At 36.0% G+C, this 20,983-nt stretch carries 16 protein-coding genes and 1 other RNA gene; 13 read left to right on the top strand and 4 right to left on the bottom strand.

Features of this window, described 5'->3' with window-relative positions:
* Positions 1–816: DUF6588 family protein (locus BUE24_RS24100; protein ID WP_073320803.1), on the top strand; the 816-nt coding region annotated here is incomplete at its 5' end.
* A 178-nt stretch (positions 817–994) separates the two neighbouring features.
* Here BUE24_RS24100 and BUE24_RS21095 read toward each other — a convergent pair.
* On the bottom strand, positions 995–1,285 hold the full coding sequence (locus BUE24_RS21095) for a phosphoribosylpyrophosphate synthetase (RefSeq protein WP_073320801.1): 291 nt from the start codon (positions 1,283–1,285) through the stop codon (positions 995–997).
* Positions 1,286–1,987: 702 nt separating this feature from the next.
* On the opposite strand from BUE24_RS21095, the gene BUE24_RS21090 reads away from it, so the two are divergent.
* Genes BUE24_RS21090 through BUE24_RS21080 form a run of 3 tightly spaced genes read left to right on the top strand, consistent with a single transcriptional unit; the run spans position 1,988 to position 5,288 of the window.
* The gene (locus tag BUE24_RS21090; protein ID WP_073320798.1) at positions 1,988–4,285 is read left to right on the top strand and encodes an ATP-binding protein; all 2,298 of its coding nucleotides are present in this window, start codon (positions 1,988–1,990) and stop codon (positions 4,283–4,285) included.
* Between the two features lie 6 nt (positions 4,286–4,291).
* The gene (locus tag BUE24_RS21085) at positions 4,292–4,702 is read left to right on the top strand and encodes a response regulator (protein ID WP_073320795.1); all 411 of its coding nucleotides are present in this window, start codon (positions 4,292–4,294) and stop codon (positions 4,700–4,702) included.
* Positions 4,692–5,288, top strand: a complete 597-nt coding sequence (locus tag BUE24_RS21080) for a biliverdin-producing heme oxygenase (protein WP_073320792.1) — start codon at positions 4,692–4,694, stop codon at positions 5,286–5,288. Before BUE24_RS21085 ends, BUE24_RS21080 begins: the two co-directional genes overlap by 11 nt.
* 503 nt (positions 5,289–5,791) lie before the next feature.
* On the opposite strand, the gene ssrA is transcribed toward BUE24_RS21080, so the two are convergent.
* Positions 5,792–6,190: a transfer-messenger RNA gene (gene ssrA, locus BUE24_RS21075) on the bottom strand.
* 144 nt (positions 6,191–6,334) lie between these two features.
* Between ssrA and BUE24_RS21070 the strand changes: the two genes are divergently transcribed.
* The 4 genes from BUE24_RS21070 to BUE24_RS21055 all read left to right on the top strand — a co-directional run bounded on the left by BUE24_RS21070 (position 6,335) and on the right by BUE24_RS21055 (position 10,351).
* Positions 6,335–7,543 carry an NAD(P)-dependent oxidoreductase gene (locus tag BUE24_RS21070; protein WP_073320789.1) on the top strand — a complete coding sequence of 403 codons (1,209 nt, stop codon included), beginning with the start codon at positions 6,335–6,337 and terminating at the stop codon, positions 7,541–7,543.
* A gap of 19 nt (positions 7,544–7,562) precedes the next feature.
* On the top strand, positions 7,563–8,381 hold the full coding sequence (gene pyrF, locus BUE24_RS21065; RefSeq protein ID WP_073320786.1) for an orotidine-5'-phosphate decarboxylase: 819 nt from the start codon (positions 7,563–7,565) through the stop codon (positions 8,379–8,381).
* 303 nt (positions 8,382–8,684) lie between these two features.
* Complete coding sequence (locus BUE24_RS21060) at positions 8,685–9,476, top strand: ABC transporter substrate-binding protein (protein WP_342039433.1); 792 nt, start codon at positions 8,685–8,687, stop codon at positions 9,474–9,476.
* A gap of 95 nt (positions 9,477–9,571) precedes the next feature.
* Entirely contained in the window at positions 9,572–10,351 is a 780-nt protein-coding gene (locus BUE24_RS21055) for an alpha/beta fold hydrolase (protein WP_073320784.1), read from the top strand.
* A 7-nt stretch (positions 10,352–10,358) separates the two neighbouring features.
* Here the strand turns inward: BUE24_RS21055 and BUE24_RS21050 are convergent, their stop codons facing one another.
* Entirely contained in the window at positions 10,359–11,078 is a 720-nt protein-coding gene (locus BUE24_RS21050; RefSeq protein WP_073320781.1) for a DUF4197 domain-containing protein, read from the bottom strand.
* A 36-nt stretch (positions 11,079–11,114) separates the two neighbouring features.
* Here BUE24_RS21050 and BUE24_RS21045 point away from each other — a divergent pair, with 36 nt between their 5' ends.
* The gene (locus BUE24_RS21045; protein WP_073320778.1) at positions 11,115–12,071 is read left to right on the top strand and encodes an MBL fold metallo-hydrolase; all 957 of its coding nucleotides are present in this window, start codon (positions 11,115–11,117) and stop codon (positions 12,069–12,071) included.
* Here BUE24_RS21045 and purU read toward each other — a convergent pair.
* Entirely contained in the window at positions 12,066–12,920 is an 855-nt protein-coding gene (gene purU, locus BUE24_RS21040) for a formyltetrahydrofolate deformylase (RefSeq protein ID WP_073320775.1), read from the bottom strand. The two genes, BUE24_RS21045 and purU, sit on opposite strands and share 6 nt — an antisense overlap.
* Positions 12,921–13,345: 425 nt before the next feature.
* Between purU and BUE24_RS21035 the strand changes: the two genes are divergently transcribed.
* From BUE24_RS21035 to BUE24_RS21020, 4 genes are all read left to right on the top strand, one after another.
* Positions 13,346–16,780: a methylmalonyl-CoA mutase family protein gene (locus BUE24_RS21035; protein ID WP_073320772.1), complete on the top strand. Its 3,435-nt coding sequence runs from the start codon at positions 13,346–13,348 to the stop codon at positions 16,778–16,780.
* A gap of 92 nt (positions 16,781–16,872) precedes the next feature.
* Positions 16,873–17,991 carry a LuxR C-terminal-related transcriptional regulator gene (locus BUE24_RS21030; RefSeq protein ID WP_073320767.1) on the top strand — a complete coding sequence of 373 codons (1,119 nt, stop codon included), beginning with the start codon at positions 16,873–16,875 and terminating at the stop codon, positions 17,989–17,991.
* A gap of 97 nt (positions 17,992–18,088) precedes the next feature.
* Positions 18,089–19,585, top strand: a complete 1,497-nt coding sequence (locus BUE24_RS21025; RefSeq protein WP_073320764.1) for an alanine/glycine:cation symporter family protein — start codon at positions 18,089–18,091, stop codon at positions 19,583–19,585.
* A 49-nt stretch (positions 19,586–19,634) separates the two neighbouring features.
* Positions 19,635–20,969, top strand: a complete 1,335-nt coding sequence (locus BUE24_RS21020; protein WP_084549643.1) for an amidohydrolase family protein — start codon at positions 19,635–19,637, stop codon at positions 20,967–20,969.
* Positions 20,970–20,983 lie beyond the last annotated feature (14 nt).

Below are 20,983 nucleotides of genomic sequence, written 5' to 3'. Positions count from 1 at the left end.
GGCTTTGAGATTTCAATAGTTGCCAACGCTGCCTTTGTGGGAGATGATAACAAGTCTTTTGTTTTAGATACTTCTCAATATGAAAATCTACAATTTAGGGACGGGAGCTTGCAAAAAGAAGTTGCTACTGCTTTTGGAGACATAGAAGGAATCGTCGTGGTTGTTGAAGGGGAAAGCTCAGTGCCTTTAATACCACCACAGGATGCAGAATTTGAATTACCAACAGGTTTAGGAGAATCAAATATTAATTTTGTTCCTACTGCTTTTTTACAAGCTAGTTTTGCTCCTTTAAAAGGAACGGAGATAAAGGCAAGATTCTTCCCAAAAATAAACACCAGCGACGCCAAAGTAGGTTTTTACGGTTTTGGTCTACAACATGAGTTTACATCTTGGTTACCTGCAGATAAGGTTTTTCCTGTTGCTATTTCTGGCTTAATAGCTTATACTCATTTGGATGGTAGTTATGATTTTACAGATACCAACATTGTAGACGGAGAAAATCAGCGATTTGAAAATAACACCAATACCTTGTTATTTCAAGTGATTGGAGCCACAAAAATGCCCGTTTTCAATTTTTATGGTGGAATAGGGTATCTTTCAGGAACTTCAACCACTGATTTACTTGGGACATATAGGGTGCAATCCGGTGTAATTTCAGAAGAAGAGATTACAGATCCTTTTTCAGTAGAAAGTAAGATCTCTGGCGTTCGTGGTACTTTAGGAGCTAAGCTTACATTAGGATTTTTCCGTATGAATTTAGATTATACGCTAGCCGAGTATAGCGGATTATCTTTCGGTCTTAATTTTGGTTTGTAATAGTTGCTGGATTATTAATTTATTATGAAGTTCTGTAGTTTGTTTCTTAATAGATAAATACACATAAAATCATAGAATTTTTTACTTAAAGGACTCTATGATTTTATGTGTATTCGAATATCCTTTATCTCCATACAAGTATATTACAATTTATGCTCAATTTGGATTACATTAAATTTTACTTCAATTTATCAAGCATTTCTTTTGAAACACTGCTGTATATCCCATAAGAATCCACTAGTAATCCTTTTACGCCAGATTTGGTGCTTATAGCATAAAGAATAGAATTATCGTCTACACTGCTCATACCTTCAAAACGATGTTTTTCTACTATTTCAAATTCTTTTGGCTTATAGTTCATTTTAAGAACTGGACAATAAATCGTATCTTCTTTTACGTTAAAATCTTGGGTAAAACCTTTTAATTTTAAGGCATTAATAGCCTCGATAAGTGTGTCATAATATTTCATAATTTATTCTTTAGTTCGTTTTACTTTTATAAGTGTATTAATTATCGATTATCCAAACGCTAAAAGTAAGTAGATCCCATAGGAGGAATAAGAATAAAAATAGGTATAAAACTTCTTAATACTGATGCCAGCTTTATTAAATCTTCCCTAAAAAAATAATACAATACTATTAGCGCAATAAATAGTCATACAAATGATAATGGTTGTTTCGGTTTCCAAATAATACATATTTAAAATTCGAAAAAAGAAAATAATCTCTTCAAGTCAACAAGCACTATTTTTTTATCTGTGAAAAGTTGAAGCGTCAAATCTAAAAATGAATCAGTAACTTTTGGCGTAGCCATTATCTTCTTTTTGAGTAATAAAAATTATTAAGATCGGTATTATATATATAGTATCTATGGATCAATTAGATATTCAATTTGATGAGAGGCTAATCGTCAACGTTTTCCTTTCTACTATAATATTAGAACTGAATCGCTTGTTAATTTCAATAAATGTTAAAATATTCTTATCAGTTATTATTGCACAATATTTTTTTGTAATTTCATTTAACAAGTGTTTAAAAAAAACAGAAGTCAGTAAAACAAAAAAAAGAAAATGTAGTTTTTTTATTTCCACGATTTCTATTTTAAACTATTTCTGCCCCTAAAATTATTAGTACCTCACATCGTCAAGAGCATGAATTTTAATTTTTAATTTATGCCAATAACACGAGATAGTTATAGAAAAAATTACCTTACTTTTAAATTAACTCTTGATAATTGTGGTGAGGAACCCATACATCGACCGATTGTCACTCAAAGTCATGGAGTATTAATCGCATGGGATAATGAGCAACCCAATGCCCCGATCTTTTTGAGTGAGAATGTCTCAAATGTTTTTTCAAATCCCGACATAGATTCATACTTTAATTTATCCCCTGAAGAATGGATGGATAATGACATTTCTGAAGCCTTCGAAGAAATGGAAGACCCTTTTTCATGGAACTCTATAGATCCCATCCCTGTTCTCATCAATAACAAACCCTGGAATGTTATTAGACATATTCATAATAAAACTCGTTTCATTGAACTGGAACCAATATATCGCGATAAAAATTTAATAGGCCGAACATTGTCTTCTTTTCATGAAATTCGAATGGTAACAGAGCCACTACAGTACATTGACAATTTACCGGAACTTTTTAAAGTATTCACCGAAAAATATAGACAGGTTACAGGCTATGATCGTGTGATGATTTATCGTTTTGATGAGGATTATCACGGATCCGTTGAAGGGGAAAGTAAAAAACAAGAAATCGAATCGTTTTTAGGACTCCATTATCCCGCGACGGATATCCCGCCAATCGCCAGAGACTTGTTTTTAAAAAACAGAAGTAGAATTATACCTAACGTTAGCGCCGGAACGAACAGGGTAATTTTTAATCCTAAAGCTAAGAACCCCTATGATTATTTGGATTTAACATACACTCAATTAAGAGGCACTTCTCCTATCCATATCGAATATCTTAAAAATATGGGAGTAGAAGCAACTTATACATTAGCGCTGATCATTGACAATAAGCTTTGGGGGCTCGTAGCATGTCACCATTACTCTCCCTTCTTCGTCAATTATGAAACCAGAAAAACCGGAGAGCTAATTGTGGATAATTTATGTAGACGTATTTCTGAAATTGAATTTGCTAAAGAGCAAAAGAAAAGGAAAGAATTAAGAAAGAAGGAAGAAGATTTCAACAAATACTTAGTTTCTTCCTGGGAAGTGCTACTGCAGCTTATTAATGATAAAATTGATCTTCCAGATTTGTTACAAGTTGATGGAGCCGCATTGGTGACTTCTTCTTTAGGAATTTATCGCCAAAAATTAACTCCAGATGAAGATATATTGCTAAAAATATATAATTGTCTTCAAAAGAATCCAGATTTTTTTGAAAATGATATTTGTACAACCAAGGATATCCGTGAGCTTGTTAAAGATCAAATAAATCTTAAAAGATTATCTGAAGAAATAGGTGGAGCAGCTATTATTCAACTAAAAGAACTAGACGATTGCATGATTTTTTGGTTTAAAAAATCAGAACGTACAGTTTATGATTGGGCTGGAGATCCTAGACGTCCTTATGAAGTTGATTATGATGAAGATGGTGATATTCAATTAAGCCCCAGGAAATCATTTGAAAAGTGGAAAAATGCAGTAAATTTTAAATGTTCTCCCTGGGATAATGTAACTATTGAAATGATCCATCGTGTAAAAGACATTATAATCAAACGAAATCGAGATTGGAACCCTTTTCAATCAGAACAATACAAACGTGAATTAGAGCAAATCACTTATACAGCCTCTCACGATTTACAAGAACCTCTTAGAACTATAGATAACTATTTGATGCTAATTAATGAAGAATTAGGGGACAAAAATGGCTCTTTTGACGAATATCTAGGTAAAACTCGAAATTCAACAAAACGCATGAGCAAACTCATTGATCAAATGCTTGTTTATTCAAAAGTAGGGAGTTCAACAATGAGAGAAAATACAGATTTAAATAGTGTTCTCAATGAAATTATTGAGGATTTTGGTTTAAAAATTAATGAACTTGGTGCTAAAATTATCTTCAACGATCTCCCCGTCATTTACTGCGACCCCGTAGACGTTAAAAAACTTTTTCAAAACTTCATCTCAAATAGTCTAAAATACTGTAAAGAAAATATCTCCCCAATAATCGAAATTCAGGCTAAAAAAAATGGTTCTAGTTGGATGTTTTCCATTACGGATAACGGTATTGGAATTAAAAAGAAAAATTTTGAAAAAGTATTTTCTCTTTTTCAAAGACTACATCATCATGAAGACATTCCTGGAACTGGTATAGGACTACCCACTTGCAGAAAAATCGTAGAAAGCATGAACGGTAAAATCTGGCTAACCTCCGAAATTGGAGTTGGAACCACATTTTGGTTCACCTTAAAAAGTGAACAATTAGATCATGAATTAACAAAAAAGTAAAAGAAAATGTTTAAAAGTGTATTATTAATAGATGATAATAGATGTGACAACTTTGTACATCGTAAAATTATTGAAAGATTTCAATTTGCCAAGTACGTATATGATTGTCGAGATGGTCAGGAGGCTTTGGACTTTCTAAATCAGTATAAAAATCCCGATTCAACTGTAGTAAACCCGGAGATTATTTTTCTTGATATCAATATGCCGGTTATGAATGGGTGGGAATTCCTAGAAGAGTACAATCAATTAAAACCAGATTTGCAACAACAACACATCATAGTAATGCTTTCTACTTCTGCAAATCCCACAGATAAATTTAAAGCAAAAAATCATCCTTTTGTATTGGATTTTATGTCAAAACCGTTGAGCAAAGAAAAATTAGAAAAAATCAAAACCGTGTTAGAATATGAAAAATGATTATTTAACTCGTCTCAGATATGCGACAAGAGATGCGCATAAACAAGTAGAACTAACAACAAACGGAAATGACTTAATAAGCAACCCAAACAAGGACAGCTACGCATTGTTTCTACTAACACATTACCTGTTTTATAATGAGGTATCTCACCAAATGAAATTAGCTAATGAGATTGATGGCTTAAAATTAGAAGATCTACCAAAACAAGAGGTCATTGGCATAGCTCTATTAGAAGATCTAGAGATTTTAAATATAAGAGTTTCAACTATTCCAACAATATATGATTATCAGTCTGCTTTCCATGCTTTAGGAATGTATTATGTAATGAGGGGGTCAACCATGGGGAATAGAATAATTTTTAATGAATTGAGCAAGAATAAAAACTTTGTTTCCTGGAACGCTTCTAATTTCTTGAAAACTTCATTAAAAACAGCAACCAAAGATTGGACATCTTTCAAAAACGAATTACTTATTTATCTAAACGACAACTATAAAGAAATAGAAAATGGTAGTCTTGAGGGGTTTCAATTATTTGGTAAGCTTCATTTAAAAGCCAAAAAATCGCTTGATTTAATTGAAGCGTAAAATTTGATTTAGCTTTTACCCAATACTTTATGATATAAATTCTATATATTTTATCTTAGATATTATCCAAGTGTCGATTAAAGACTCTGATTTCTGCAGTAGTACTTCTTAATTTACCAGCTACTGTGTTCCGCTTGGAACGTAATATTTTTATTGATGCTTAATTCACTTTACTTTCCATTGATCGTTATACACAGATACAAAGGAATAAGGTCATCTTTGTCCTTATCATTTCCTTTTGGGTAAAATAGGAGAGAAAAAGTATTTTGCATCGGTGAGTATTTTTATGAACTATAAAGATACGAAATGAAGAGATGATTTTTTTGTTTTGTAGTATTTCAGTGACTTACGGAGAAATAAGGGAGTATTTTGGTATTTAAAAAGCTAACCAAATAGCTCACCTTTTATTTAATGTTATTCGATTTTAAATGATATCAAATAAAATGAAAAAAAACCTGTAAACATTTAATTTACAGGTTTTTTATTTAAATCTGGTTTAATTTCTGTGGAGTCGGAGGGATTCGAACCCTCGTCCAAACAAGGAACAACACAGCTTTCTACACGCTTAGTCTTTGTTTAATTTTCGTCGATAAGAAAGACCAAAAACTGCCAACCTATCGCTTATTCTCAATTAAGTTTCGAAACCACATCAAGATCCTATAGTTTCTAGGTTTACTTTTACGAAGTCTCAAAATCAATCGCCGCAAACCAAGGCTATTGGGAGACTTCCTGCTTGCTCACCTAGTGAGCCGAGGCACTATCCTACTATGATTCGGATTATGCAGCTAGGGCGTAGTTATTCTCGCCGTTTAAAAAAGTGAAACATGATATTTACGAGCTATATTCCAGCGCTCGACGTGCTTACCATCTTATTCATCTCGCTGTCAAAACCAGTCGACCCCGATAGGACTATTCAAGATAGTTTCCATTTCATGTCAAATTGATGTAAAATTACTAGATCCAAGCATAAAATGGTTGGCAAAGATAACTATAATTGTCATATCTTTAGCCGCAATTTTAATTCAACAAAATATATACCAAACCTTATGGTCAAGTTCGGTGTTATTAAAGAACGAAAAAACCCGCCAGATCGTCGTGTTGTTTTCTCTCCAGATGGCATAAAAAAAGTAATTTCTAAATTTCCAGAAGCTTCATTTACTGTAGAACATTCAGATATACGCGTGTTTAGCGATATGCAATATACCGATGCAGGTATTGCGGTGTCTAATGATGTGACAGATTGTGATGTGTTATTGGGGGTCAAAGAAGTGCCAAAAACAGATTTGATAGCCGATAAGAAATACTTTTTCTTTTCGCATACCATCAAAAAGCAACCGTACAATCGGGAGCTTTTACAAGCTATATTGGATAAGAACATAGAACTATATGATCACGAAGTGATTGTTGGGAGCAGAGGGTTTAGATTGATCGGTTTTGGTAGATATGCAGGTATTGTGGGGGCGTATAATGGATTTAGAGCCTGGGGACAAAAGTTTGATACTTTTTCGTTACCCAAAGCAGAAACTCTAGCCGATCAAAAAGATCTGGAAGCAGAGCTTTCAAAAATCACACTGCCTAATATCAAAATTGTAATTACCGGAAACGGTAAAGTTGGTAGTGGAGCAAGAGAGATTGTAGAAGCCATGAAGATCAGAGAAGTATCTGTGGATGAATATTTGAACAACACTTTTTCTGAGCCGGTATATGTACAGATAGATGTATTGGATTACAACAAACGTAAAGACGGTACTGTGTTGGACAAAACAGACTTTTATACTAATCCAGAGCAGTATGAAGGAGACTTTATGAAGTTTGCCAAAGTAAGCGATCTCTATATGGCAGGACACTTTTACGGAGATGGGGCACCTTATATTTTTACACGAGAAGATGCCAAATCTGAGGATTTTAATATAAAAGTAGTAGCCGATATCTCCTGTGATATCGATGGCCCAGTGGCATCTACGATTAGACCTTCTACGATAGCTGATCCTATTTATGGATATGATCCAACTACAGAAACAGAAGTTGATTATAAGGATCCCAATGCGATTGTGGTGATGGCGGTAGATAATTTACCGTGCGAGCTGCCAAAAGATGCAAGCGAAGGCTTTGGAGAAATGTTTCTAGAACATGTAATCCCTGCCTTCTTTAATGGAGATCAAGATGGTATTCTCGAAAGAGCACGAATGACCAAAGGAGGAAAACTAACAGAGCGTTTTAGTTATCTGCAGGATTATGTAGATGGTAAAGAATAACGGAAACAAATAAAGAGACATGACAACAAAGCAACTGGTCGAACAAATCCATAAGAAAAAGTCATTTTTGTGTGTAGGTTTAGATGTAGATCTTAACAAGATTCCAGAGCATTTATTAGAAACAGAAGATCCAATTTTTGAATTTAATAAGGCGATTATTGATGCTACTCATCATTTAGCAGTCGGTTATAAACCCAACACTGCTTTTTATGAAGCTTATGGGCTGAAAGGATGGAGATCTCTGGAGAAAACAATTGAGTACTTAAATACAAATTATCCCGAAGTGTTCACCATTGCAGATGCGAAGCGTGGAGACATCGGAAATACGAGTACCATGTATGCCAAAGCTTTTTTTGAAGATTTACAGTTCGACTCGGTTACTGTGGCACCGTATATGGGTAAAGACTCTGTAGAGCCATTCCTTGCTTTTGAAGATAAACATACCATCCTTTTGGCGTTAACTTCAAACCAAGGTGCTTTTGATTTTCAGACCAAACAAACCGAAGGGCAAGAATTATATAAGAATGTTCTGGCAGTATCCAAAACCTGGGCAAATTCAGAAAACTTAATGTATGTGGTCGGAGCCACCAAAGCAGAGTATTTGGCAGAAATACGTGCAATAATCCCAGATAGTTTTTTATTGGTTCCTGGAGTAGGAGCGCAAGGAGGAAATTTACAGGATGTATGCAAATATGGGCTCAATGATCAAATAGGCTTGTTGATTAACTCTTCCAGAGGGATCATTTACGCTTCAAAAGGAAAAGATTTTGCCGAAGCTGCACAAGCTAAAGCATTAGTGTTACAAGAGGAAATGGAAAAAATATTGGCGAGTCGATAATAAAAAAGGAACGAAACTTTTTTGTATAAATTTCGTTCCCTTTTAAAACAATAGAATTAACGTCTATTCGCGTTAAATACGTGTTTTGCATATCCGTAAAGTCCATACGCGATGAACACTACAAAAAATGCCATGATACCATAAATGATAACGTTTAGTAATACTGAATTCATAGCCCCGAAATTTTAATTATTACTCTTTCTAAGATACTGGTTTTTGATGAAAATTCCTACTTTTAAGTGTTTAGTTATTAAGAGTTTATGAACTTTTTAGGATTTATTTAATTAGTGATGTTAAAAATCCATGGATAAGATGTTTTTTATCGATCAATTAGACCGAAAGGTAGAAATTTCAGGAAGTCCAAGACGTATTGTGTCATTGGTACCTTCGCAAACAGAGTTGTTGATTGCCTTAGGGTTAGAGGAGCACATTGTTGGGGTGACTAAATTTTGCGTACATCCCGACACCATCCGAAAAGAGAAAACCATCGTGGGTGGGACCAAAAACATCAAGTACGATCGTATACGAGCACTAGAACCCGATATTATTCTTTGTAACAAAGAAGAAAATACCAAAGAGATCGTAGAAAATTTGGCAAAAGAATTCCCAGTCCATGTTTCCGATATTTTTACCATAGCAGATGCCTTGGAGTTGATACAGCAATATGGTGAACTTTTTGATGTGCAGGAGCAGGCAAATAGCTTGGTTCAAGATATTGAAAAGGAACAACAGGCTTTCTTGGATTTTGTAAAAGATAAACCCGCTCGTCGGGTAGTTTATTTTATATGGAAAGATCCTTGGATGGCAGCTGCCAATCAAACCTTTATTAATCATCTTTTGAAATTGAATAAATTCATTAATGTTTTTGAAGATGAAGATCGATATCCAGAAAAATCCAAAGAAGAGATACAGGATTTGGAAAAGTTGGATAAAATACTGCTGTCATCAGAACCATTTCCTTTTTCTGAAAAACACATAGAACAAGTGCAACAGCTTCATGAAAATGCTGAGGTGTTATTGGTGGATGGAGAATATTTTTCATGGTACGGATCTCGTCTCTTAGGTGCGTTTACCTATTTTAAAACCTTGCACTAAGCCTGCCGTAGAGGATAAACATTTCTATAAATATTGTTAAGTGGTGTGCTACTAACAAATAAGTTCCTATTTTTGAGCCTCTAAACAGCTTTCTATTGTTAAATTATTCTGTATATCAGCACGATACTAGTAGCGAATGGGTAACTTTTGTTCATGGAGCAGGAGGGAGCTCTTCTATTTGGTTCAAACAAGTGCGCGAGTTTCGAAAACATTTTAATATTTTACTTTTGGATCTTAGAGGACATGGTAATTCTAAACCTGCACTCAAGGACGCTTTTGATTCAAAATATACCTTCGATTCGATTACCGAGGATATTGTAGAAGTGATTGATAAAGAGAATATTGCTACGTCTCATTTTGTAGGGATTTCTTTGGGAACCATATTAATTCGAAATTTAGCAGAAAAATATCCTGATCGTGTAAAAAGTATGATCATGGGTGGCGCGATTATGAAATTGAATCTTAGATCACAAGTGTTAATGCGCCTGGGGATTGTATTCAAATCTGTAATCCCATATATGTTGCTGTATAAATTCTTTGCATTTATTATTATGCCAAAGAAAAATCATAAACAATCGAGAATATTATTTGCCAACGAAGCCAAAAAACTATATCAAAAAGAATTTGTAAGATGGTTTAGATTAACTTCCGAAATCAATCCTTTACTCCGATTCTTTAGAGCAAAAGATATTCGCATTCCTACCTTATATGTGATGGGAGAAGAAGATTATCTTTTTCTACCTTCGGTAGAAAAAGTAGTAGCAGCGCACCATCTTTCACAATTATTTGTAGTAAAGAACTCCGGGCATGTGGTAAATGTAGAACAACCTGAAGTGTTCAATAAAACATCGATTTCTTTTATTTCGAATTCTTGATTTCGGTCTATCTGTTATCCTGAAGGGCAAATACTCTTCTCAATAAATCCGTGGTTCTTGAACTCAGTTTGTTTCTGATATCCTTCTCCTCAACTGCAATCATGGCATACACTCCTTTTAGGGCCTCTTGTGTTACATAATCGGTAAGGTCAGGATTCACATTATTGGTAAGTGGTATTGCATTATACTTATTGATGATGTTAGACCATATCTGGTTAGCGCCTACTCTAGAAAATGATTTATCAATAACAGGGCTAAACTTGGCGTACAATGCAGAGTTGGTCTTGTTTTGCAAATAGGTAGTTGCGGCGTTATCCGATCCCAAAAGAATTTGTTTGGCATCGGTAAATGTGATTTGCTTTACCGCATCCACAAAGATAGGTGTAGCTTCTTTTACGGCATCTTCTGCAGCTCTGTTGATAGCTCGTAGACCTTCGTCGGCAAGATTGCCTAAACCAATGTCTCTTAGGGTTTTGTCAACTTTTCTAAGTTCTTGTGGTAAAAGAATTTTTACGAGTTCATTTCTGTAAAAACCGTCTTTTTGGGTAAGTTTGGTTACTTGCTTATCGATTCCGTTGTCCAGTGCTTGTCGTAACCCGTTGGCGATGTCAAGATTACTAACCCCAAAACCACCTCCTGTAGTTTGTGGTAAACTATTTACAACTTGTTGCAGTTCAGCACAACTAGACAGGGTCAATACGGCAAATAAACAAATAATACGTTTCATAATTTCTTGTTAGATTTGAGAATACAATGAATTAAAATGAACTCAAATTTAGTTTTTTTACTGGTATGCATTCTTATTATTTCATGCAAAAATGAAAAAGAATCGATAAACGACACATCTTTTCAACCAAAGGCAACCCAACAATACATTACTGTTTTGGGAATCGCTCAAGATGGAGGATATCCACATATTAATAATACTTCAGAATTTGTTGCGGTCAAAAATAAAGAGCGAAATAAAGAACTGGTCACTGCCCTGGGAGTAATTGATAAACAAGCGAATCAAAAATTTCTTTTTGAGGCTACACCAGATATGCCAGAACAATTAGCCGTGTTAGAAGATCAACATATAAAGAGTGATCATATTATCGATGGAGTTTTTCTTACCCATGCCCATATCGGTCATTATACCGGTTTGATGCATTTCGGAAGAGAAGCGATGGGATCCAAAAATATTCCTGTTTATGCCATGCCTAGAATGAAATCTTTTTTAGCAAACAATGGGCCTTGGTCTCAGTTGATAGCTCTCAATAATATTAAAATTCAACCTTTAAAAGCAGATAACACTATTGTCTTAACGGATAACATTAAAGTAATCCCTTTTTTGGTACCACATCGAGATGAATATTCTGAAACCGTGGGATACACAATTATAGGTAGTCAAGCTACGGCACTCTTTATTCCCGATATCAACAAATGGTCGCTATGGAAAAAGGACATTGTAGCAGAGGTTAAAAAAGTAGATTATGCCTTTATTGATGCTACTTTTTTTGAAGATGGAGAAATCCCCAGACCGATGTCAGAAGTTCCTCATCCATTTATTACAGAAACAGTAAAGCTCTTTGAGTCTGAATCCAAAGAACTAAAGTCAAAGGTTATTTTTATTCACTTCAATCATTCTAACCCAGCTCTTCAAAAAGAGTATCCAAAAAGGAAAGCACTAGAAGAGGAAGGATATCAATTTGCGGCTACAGGTGCTATTTTTTCTTTATGAGAAAATAACGGTTTTGTTATTGTATACCAATACCTTGTGTTGGATATGATGTTTGATGGCTCTAGACAATACGATTTTCTCCAGATCCCTTCCTTTCAAAATAAAATCTTGAACGTTGTGTATATGAGAGACTCGTACAATTTCTTGTTCAATAATAGGGCCTTCATCAAGATCCGAAGTTACATAATGACTGGTAGCTCCTATAATCTTTACACCTCTTTCGTAGGCCGAATGATAGGGTTTAGCTCCTGGAAACGCAGGAAGAAATGAATGATGGATATTGATGATCTTATTAGGATATCGATCTACAAAGTCAGAAGAGAGTATCTGCATATACCGAGCAAGAACGATAAAGTCAATTTTATGTTCTTCCAAAACACTAATTTGCTCACGCTCTGCCTCAACTTTGTTCCCTTTGGTCACAGGAATATGTTTGAAAGGAACATTAAAAGCATCGGCAATGGGTTTAAGATCTGCATGATTACTAATAATAATAGGGATTTTAACATGCAATTCGCCAGAAGCATATCTTCCTAAAATATCATACAAACAATGTTCATATTTAGAGACAAAAATAGCCATTTTAGGCTTTTTGTCTGTGTCATACATCTCCCAATGCATTTGATGATGAGCAGCCACATTAGTATTGAAGGATTCTTTAAATCGTGCTAATTTTTTCTCATCGCTGTCAAACTCGCACTCCAGGCGCATAAAGAATTCTTTAAGTGCATGGTCAACATGTTGCTCGACGTAGATGGTATTCCCTTCCTTCTCTAGTATAAAATTGGTTACGGTGGCAATTAACCCTTTTTGATCAGGGCAGTTGATTAATAAAGTGGTCTTTTTCATTAATAAAAGTCTTTTCAGTGTATAAACATACCAAGAAAGCCCCGACTGCACTAATGTTTTAATTGAATGGGTTTACTTTTTGATTAATTCAAAACGAAAGCTCGTTTTTTATGAAAGATTGATAAAAATAAAAGCTGATTTAATTAAAAAACAATTTTATGAGAGTAAATGCCTGTTGGATATTGTTGGATTTTACAGCGTGTAGATTTTGTAACTATATGAGTGTTTAATATTAACGATAACAAATGATTGTATCTTAATTATTTATCCGAACTTTGTGTTTTACATAAACTTTGAATGCTCTAATTGAATTATAAACAGTAAAGTGCCCTAAAAGGTTAAGTAAATTATATAATTCTAAAAAAATATTCCTTTTTGATGCGTATTTCGTAAATTAGCAGCATTAAATTCACTATTTATTGTCAATGGAACAAATTGCACCGTATACACCAAAGAATAAAGTAAGAATCGTAACAGCTGCCTCACTATTTGATGGCCATGATGCAGCGATTAATATCATGCGTAGAATTATTCAATCTACAGGTGTTGAAGTAATTCACCTAGGTCATGATAGAAGTGTAGAAGAAGTTGTAAATTGTGCAATTCAGGAAGATGCCAATGCCATTGCGATGACTTCTTATCAGGGCGGACATAATGAGTATTTCAAATATATGTATGATTTGCTTCAGGAAAAAGGAGCAGGACATATTAAGATTTTTGGAGGAGGAGGAGGAGTAATCCTTCCAGAAGAGATCAAAGATCTTATGGATTATGGGATTACAAGAATTTATTCTCCAGATGATGGACGTGAGTTAGGATTGCAGGGAATGATCAATGATTTGGTACAACAAGCAGATTTCCCAATAGGAAATACTTTGAATGGAGAGGCTAACCATCTTGCAGAAAAAGAAATAGGAGCAATTGCCAGAGTGATTTCTGCAGCAGAGAATTTTCCGGATGTTGCCAAAGATACTTTGGATGAAATCCATCAAAAAAATAAAACATCAACTACTCCAGTATTAGGGATTACAGGAACAGGAGGAGCAGGAAAATCATCTTTGGTTGATGAGTTAGTTCGTAGATTTTTAATCGATTTCCCGAAAAAGACCATCGGAATTGTATCTGTAGATCCATCCAAAAGAAGAACGGGAGGTGCTTTGTTGGGGGATAGGATTCGTATGAATGCGATTAATTCTCCTCGTGTATATATGAGATCTCTAGCCACACGTCAGTCAAACCTGGCTTTATCCAAATATGTTGCCGAAGCTATAGAGGTATTAAAAGCTGCAGAATTTGATTTGATCATTTTAGAAACTTCAGGGATTGGTCAATCGGATACTGAAATTTTAGACCATAGTGATACATCCTTGTATGTAATGACACCAGAGTTTGGTGCTGCTACACAGTTAGAAAAGATAGATATGCTCGATTTTGCAGACTTGGTAGCTATTAATAAATTCGATAAAAGAGGTTCTCTGGATGCGCTTAGAGATGTGAAAAAGCAGTATATGCGTAATCACAATCTTTGGGATACTCCACAAGAGGAACTGCCAGTTTACGGCACTATTGCTTCACAATTTAATGATCCGGGAATGAATACGCTTTACAAAGCGATCATGGATAAGTTGGTAGAGAAAACCGGAGCAAGCTTGGTTTCAGAATTTCATATTTCAAAAGAAATGTCTGAAAAGATATTTGTAATTCCACCAAGCAGAACGAGATATTTATCAGAGATTTCGGAAAATAACAGAGCCTATGATAAAACTGTAGGAACCCAGGTTGAGGTGGCTCAAAAATTATATGGGATCTATAAAACCATTTGTAGTGTTGCGGATGTAAATTTCATTGGACTTTCAAAAAATGGAATCGAAGATGAAGCATTACGAAGTGTGAAAAATGAAGATAATAAGGCTTTTATCAAGCTGTTATTGGCTGAATTTGACCGTGTTAAACTTAATCTGGATCCTTACAATTGGGAGATCATTATTGGTTGGGCTGGTAAAGTAAAAAAATACAAAGATCCAGTTTACACATTCAAGGTAAGAGATAAAGAAATCAATATAGAAACGCATACCAAGTCGTTATCACATACACAGATTCCGAAGGTGGCCTTGCCAAAATATGAAGCTTGGGGAGATGTACTAAGATGGTCTTTGCAGGAAAACGTTCCCGGAGAATTTCCGTATACTTCAGGATTATATCCTTTCAAAAGAACAGGAGAAGACCCTACAAGGATGTTTGCCGGAGAAGGTGGGCCAGAGCGTACCAACAGACGTTTCCACTATGTGAGTCTTGGGATGCCTGCAAAACGATTATCAACAGCTTTTGATTCGGTAACCTTATACGGTAATGACCCAGATCATAGACCAGATATCTATGGTAAAATTGGTAATGCTGGCGTATCGATTTGTTGTCTTGATGATGCCAAGAAATTATATTCAGGATTTGATTTAACCCACGCAATGACCTCAGTGAGTATGACTATCAATGGTCCTGCGCCTATGTTGTTAGGATTCTTTATGAATGCTGCTGTAGATCAAAATTGTGAGAAATATATCAAAGAAAACGAGCTAGAAGCCGAGGTTGAAGCCAAGATCGAAAAAATCTATAAAGATAAAGGAATAGCACGTCCTGAGTATCAAGGTGATTTGCCGGAAGGGAACGATGGACTAGGGTTAATGCTTTTGGGCGTTACCGGAGATCAGGTTTTACCGGCAGAGGTATATGAAAAGATAAAAAGTGAAACGTTAAGTACCGTACGTGGTACTGTACAAGCAGATATTCTTAAAGAAGATCAGGCACAAAACACCTGTATTTTCTCTACAGAGTTCGCCTTACGATTGATGGGGGATGTACAAGAATATTTCATTGATAAACAAGTACGAAACTTCTATTCGGTATCTATTTCAGGATATCATATTGCTGAGGCTGGAGCAAACCCAATTACGCAGTTGGCGCTTACCCTGGCAAATGGATTTACTTATGTAGAGTACTACCTAAGCCGAGGAATGGATATCAACAAGTTTGGGCCTAATTTATCCTTCTTTTTCTCTAACGGAATCGATCCAGAATATGCAGTGATCGGTCGTGTAGCAAGAAAAATCTGGGCAAAAGCATTAAAACATAAATATGGAGCCAACGCCAGAGCGCAGATGTTGAAGTACCACATCCAAACTTCTGGACGTTCTTTACACGCTCAGGAAATTGATTTCAACGATATTCGTACTACGTTGCAAGCCCTGTATGCGATCTATGATAATTGTAATTCTTTGCATACCAATGCCTATGATGAGGCGATTACAACACCAACAGAAGAGTCGGTACGTAGAGCGATGGCAATTCAGTTGATTATCAATAAAGAATTGGGATTAGCCAAGAATGAAAATCCTATTCAGGGATCATTTATTATTGAAGAGTTAACAGATTTAGTAGAAGAAGCTGTACTAACGGAATTTGATAGAATCACAGAACGTGGAGGAGTGCTTGGTGCTATGGAAACCATGTATCAACGTAGTAAAATTCAAGAAGAGAGTTTGTATTACGAAACTTTGAAGCACACAGGAGAGTTCCCAATTATTGGGGTAAATACATTCTTGAGTTCAAAAGGTTCTCCAACGGTGACTCCGGGAGAGGTTATTCGAGCTACCGAAGAAGAAAAGCAATATCAAATAACGACACTTAACAATCTGCATGAAGCCAAAAAAGATCTTGCTACAGATGCTTTGTCAAAAGTGCAAGAGGCGGCCATTCACAATCAAAATATTTTCGAGGTGTTGATGGAAGCAACCAAAGTGTGTTCTCTAGGACAAATCACTGCTGCTTTATTTGAGGTGGGAGGACAGTATAGAAGAAATATGTAAAAGTTCAAATGCAATATTTTAAAACCCTGTTCTAGAGAACAGGGTTTTTCATTTACTGTAGTTTCTTTATCTTTAAAGCAAAAGGATACTTCGTGCTCAATACCATAGAATATACTGTTACAGCAATCGTTTGCCTAATTTCGGCCATAGTAATTCAACGTATTTTCAGTAAAGAAAGGTTACGTCAAGCTGATCCCAAAGGAGTAGAAGGGATTAAATGGTTCGGGCTAGCTATTTTCGTTTGGGGATTAGGGGCTTTAGTGAATTTGATTTTGGTGTCGGGGTTCAAATGGACCCCTACTAACAAAGTATTGATTTATTTTGGGGTGCTCATATCCTTGGCGAACTCCTTATTTATCATCTTGTCCTTGCCTTCTATAGAACATCAAAAAAAGCCAGGGATTTTGGTGCGATTAGCACAGCGTTTTAGTATTAGGGAATTTGTAAGCCTATTTTGTGGTGTTTTGGGAATGATTGCATTTGTTTTTGTAGCCTCGTCCTACGGAAACGAAGAGATTAGCAATAATTTTATTTGGTTAATAGATATTCCGATTTCTATTTTGGTCGCCATTTCACTGTTGTTCGAATTGAACAAAGCTTTTGTTGCTAGACAAATGAAGTTTATGTACCTGCCAACTTTCGTATTGTTCATTCTCATTGTGATTGCGGTTACTCATAGAATTATTCCTCAGGATAAAGCACTGCAATTTATTGATCAAAAATTCTGGAGTGTATTAGGGAGTATTACGGCGATCTCTTTCAAATTTCTATTCATCTTATTGTTTTCCATTCTTTTGTACAGCTGGAAATTCCTTTCAGAAAAAGAACAACAACAAAGTTTGGCACAACAACTAACCCTGGAAAATGAGCAACTTAAAAAAACGATCGAACAATTTGAATTGGCCAACGAGAGTCATTTAGATACCATTAAAAATTTGAAGGTTGAGGTAAAAGACCTGCGACAGACGGCAAAAGTTGAACTCTCTGATCGACAAAAAGAGGTGTTGGGATATTTGGCTCATTACGGAAAAGACAAATCGTATACCGAGATTGCTCAAGAAATGCATATCAGTACCGACGGTTTGCAAACCCATATTCATCAGATCAAGAAAATACTGAACATCAGTGGGGCGGGCGGTAAAGAGCAGCTTATAGAATTTGCTAAGACTCATGATTTCCTTCAGTACTTCCAATCGGGAGAAGATGCTTAACCATATACTTACGTATCGAGGTTGTAAAATTTGAGCAGTACTTAACCTTTTATGCCAACCATTTTTCTTTGAATTTGGACAAAAAATTTAAAGAAGTATGGGAGCGTTTATAGCAGAACAAAATCTGGATCAAAAAATTAATGAAACTTTTGGCAATGCCACAGACTGGTTTGTTGACGCCATTTTGGCTGAAATTCCGCTAACCGATGATGTTGGCATTCCCTGGGTACTAGTCGTCCTTTTTTCTGGAGCGATGTTTTTCACTATTTACTTTAAAGGAATCAACTTTAGAGATTTTTTTACCGCCATACAGGTGGTAAGGGGTAAGTTTGATCATTTGGAAAATGGTAATACAACTGAAAAAGAAGAAGTCACCAAAAATGGGGAAGTAAGTCATTTTCAAGCATTAACTACTGCGGTTTCGGCCACGGTGGGATTAGGGAATATTGCGGGAGTAGCTATAGCATTATCCATAGGCGGACCAGGAGCAACTTTATGGATGGTTTTGATTGGGGTCTTGGGGATGTCCTCAAAGTTTGTAGAATGCACACTTGGTGTAAAATACAGAGAAATTGATGAGCATGGGAAGGTTTTTGGCGGACCTATGTATTATTTGAAAAAAGGATTAAGCGAAAAAGGATACCAGAAACTAGGAAAAGTATTGGCTGTGTTATTTTCGATCATGTGTATCGGGGGATCTTTTGGTGGAGGGAATATGTTTCAGGCCAACCAGGCTTTCAAATTATTCAATAAAGTATTGATTCCTGATGGCGCTATGATCCAAGGACAGGGTTGGGTATTTGGAGTAGTGATGGCTATTTTGGTAGCTGTGGTGATTATAGGAGGAATCAAGAAAATAGCCAGTGTTACGGACAAAATAGTTCCTTTTATGGTGCTAACGTACATCTTATCTGTTTTGGTGGTTTTGGGATTAAATTTTTCGGCTATTCCAACAGCCTTAAAAAGTATCTGGGATGGTGCCTTTGATCCCCAAGGAGTAATTGGAGGATTCGTAGGAGTACTCATTCAGGGGTTTCGTCGCGGGGCATTTAGTAATGAAGCCGGAATAGGAAGTGCCTCTATAGCACATAGTGCCGTAAAAACAGACTATCCTGCCAGTGAAGGTTTGGTAGCATTGCTGGAGCCATTTATAGATACTGTAGTGGTATGTACAATGACAGCTCTGGTATTGATTATTACAGGGCAGGTAGATACCGGGATGCAGATCAACTCTGAACAAGGGGTTTTATTAACGGCCTCTGCATTAGAAAGTGGTGTTTCCTGGTTTCCGTATTTGTTAACCATAGCAGTGGTGCTATTTGCCTTCTCTTCGATGATCTCCTGGTCGTACTATGGATACCAATCCTGGAGTTATTTATTTGGTAGGAGTAAACGTATGGAATACATCTACAAATCTATCTTCTGTTGTTTTACGGTGATAGGGGCATCTGCAACTTTAAATGCAGTAACAGATTTTAGCGATGCCATGGTATTTGCGATGATGGTTCCTAATATGGTAGGACTGTTTTTGTTAAAAGATAAAGTAAAACAGGAGTTAAAAAGGTATAAACACAAAATTTTTGAAATGCTATAGTATTGGTTGCTAGCTAATTTCTTTATCTTTAGACAAACACAAACTCATCATGAAGAAATTACTCACCCTATTGCTAGTTATAGCTACATCATCTTTTGCGCAACAATCAGATCAAGTTTTGGCCTTGGTAGGAGGTACATTAATCGATGGTTTTGGGTCTACGCCTATTAAGAATAGTGTAATTATTGTTGAAGGTGATAAAATCAAGGCAGTTGGTACAAAAAAGACACTAGAGATTCCAGCAAATGCTCGAGTGATCTCTACAGAAGGAATGTCTGTATTACCTGGTTTATGGGATATGCATGTGCATACCATGATCAATGGGCATGCAGATTATGCCTATTGGGATAAGACCTATCCTCCATTATTAGAAGATGTAATTATGCCAGCTTCGGCAGAGCAATTGCTTATGGCTGGGGTAACCAGTGCTAGAGACTTGGGAGGTCCATTGGCAGAAAGTATATCGGTAAGAGATCGTATCAATAAGGGAGAGATCCCAGGAGCAACTTTGTATGTTTCAGGACCTTTTATTCAGAAGAAGCCTTATCCGGGTACAGAAGCATTTAGATGGGGTGTAAATGGAGTGGAAGATGCCAGAAAGAAAATCAAAAAGCTGGCAGATGCTGGAGTAGATTGTATAAAATTGATCGATCAGGATCAAATGAGTAAAGAAGAGGTGCAAGCAGTTGTAGATACCGCTCATAAGTATAATTTGAAAGTAGTGGCTCACGGGCACAGGCCACAGGAAATCCGAACAGGTTTGGCTGCAGGAGCTGATTGTTTTGAGCACACGGGTTTATCATCAGCGCCTCGATATCCTGATGATGTAATGGAAGCTATAAGAGAGCGTACTGCACAAATGAATTTAGGGCCATTGTATTGGTGTCCCACTGTAGAAGGGTTATACAATTATGAGTATGTTCGGGATCATGGAGAGCATTTGGATAACGATTCCTGGCATCGAGGACTACACGATACCATTGTTTCCGATATAAAGAATAGTTTTAAACATAAAGATCGATTACCTTACTTTCAATTAACACCAATACGGAAACCTACCTTAGAAACCAAAATAAAACAATTGATGGATGCTGGTGTGGTATTAATGATAGGTACGGATAGCGGGATACCTATGAAATTTCATAGTCAATCCACCTGGAATGAATTGGATGTTTGGGTAAATGAATTTGGTATTGATCCGATGTACGCCATACGAGCAGCAACCTATTGGCCATCACTATGGATGGGAGTAGCGGATAAAGTAGGAACCGTAACCGAAGGAAAATTAGCAGATATCATTGCTGTAAAAGGTGATGTGCTTCGACATATCAGTGTATTGCAAGATGTAGATATAGTGATTAAGAACGGAAAGCAATATAAGTAATCTGGGAAAGGAAT

The sequence above is a fragment of the Aquimarina spongiae genome, from assembly GCF_900141785.1.
GTDB lineage: Bacteria > Bacteroidota > Bacteroidia > Flavobacteriales > Flavobacteriaceae > Aquimarina > Aquimarina spongiae.
The sequence above is the reverse complement of the archived record's forward strand: the minus strand, read 5'-3'. Positions and strand labels throughout refer to the sequence as shown.

Bases quoted from the DNA above. Each gene is read 5' to 3' on its own strand.
- pyrF (WP_073320786.1), top strand. From the start codon at position 7,563: ATGACAACAAAGCAACTGGTCGAACAAATCCATAAGAAAAAGTCATTT.
- BUE24_RS21060 (WP_342039433.1), top strand. From the start codon at position 8,685: ATGGATAAGATGTTTTTTATCGATCAATTAGACCGAAAGGTAGAAATT.
- purU (WP_073320775.1), bottom strand. From the start codon at position 12,920: ATGAAAAAGACCACTTTATTAATCAACTGCCCTGATCAAAAAGGGTTA.
- BUE24_RS21085 (WP_073320795.1), top strand. From the start codon at position 4,292: ATGTTTAAAAGTGTATTATTAATAGATGATAATAGATGTGACAACTTT.
- BUE24_RS21045 (WP_073320778.1), top strand. From the start codon at position 11,115: ATGAACTCAAATTTAGTTTTTTTACTGGTATGCATTCTTATTATTTCA.
- BUE24_RS21035 (WP_073320772.1), top strand. From the start codon at position 13,346: ATGGAACAAATTGCACCGTATACACCAAAGAATAAAGTAAGAATCGTA.
- BUE24_RS21070 (WP_073320789.1), top strand. From the start codon at position 6,335: ATGGTCAAGTTCGGTGTTATTAAAGAACGAAAAAACCCGCCAGATCGT.
- BUE24_RS21025 (WP_073320764.1), top strand. From the start codon at position 18,089: ATGGGAGCGTTTATAGCAGAACAAAATCTGGATCAAAAAATTAATGAA.
- BUE24_RS21020 (WP_084549643.1), top strand. From the start codon at position 19,635: ATGAAGAAATTACTCACCCTATTGCTAGTTATAGCTACATCATCTTTT.
- BUE24_RS21080 (WP_073320792.1), top strand. From the start codon at position 4,692: ATGAAAAATGATTATTTAACTCGTCTCAGATATGCGACAAGAGATGCG.
- BUE24_RS21095 (WP_073320801.1), bottom strand. From the start codon at position 1,285: ATGAAATATTATGACACACTTATCGAGGCTATTAATGCCTTAAAATTA.
- BUE24_RS21090 (WP_073320798.1), top strand. From the start codon at position 1,988: ATGCCAATAACACGAGATAGTTATAGAAAAAATTACCTTACTTTTAAA.
- BUE24_RS21050 (WP_073320781.1), bottom strand. From the start codon at position 11,078: ATGAAACGTATTATTTGTTTATTTGCCGTATTGACCCTGTCTAGTTGT.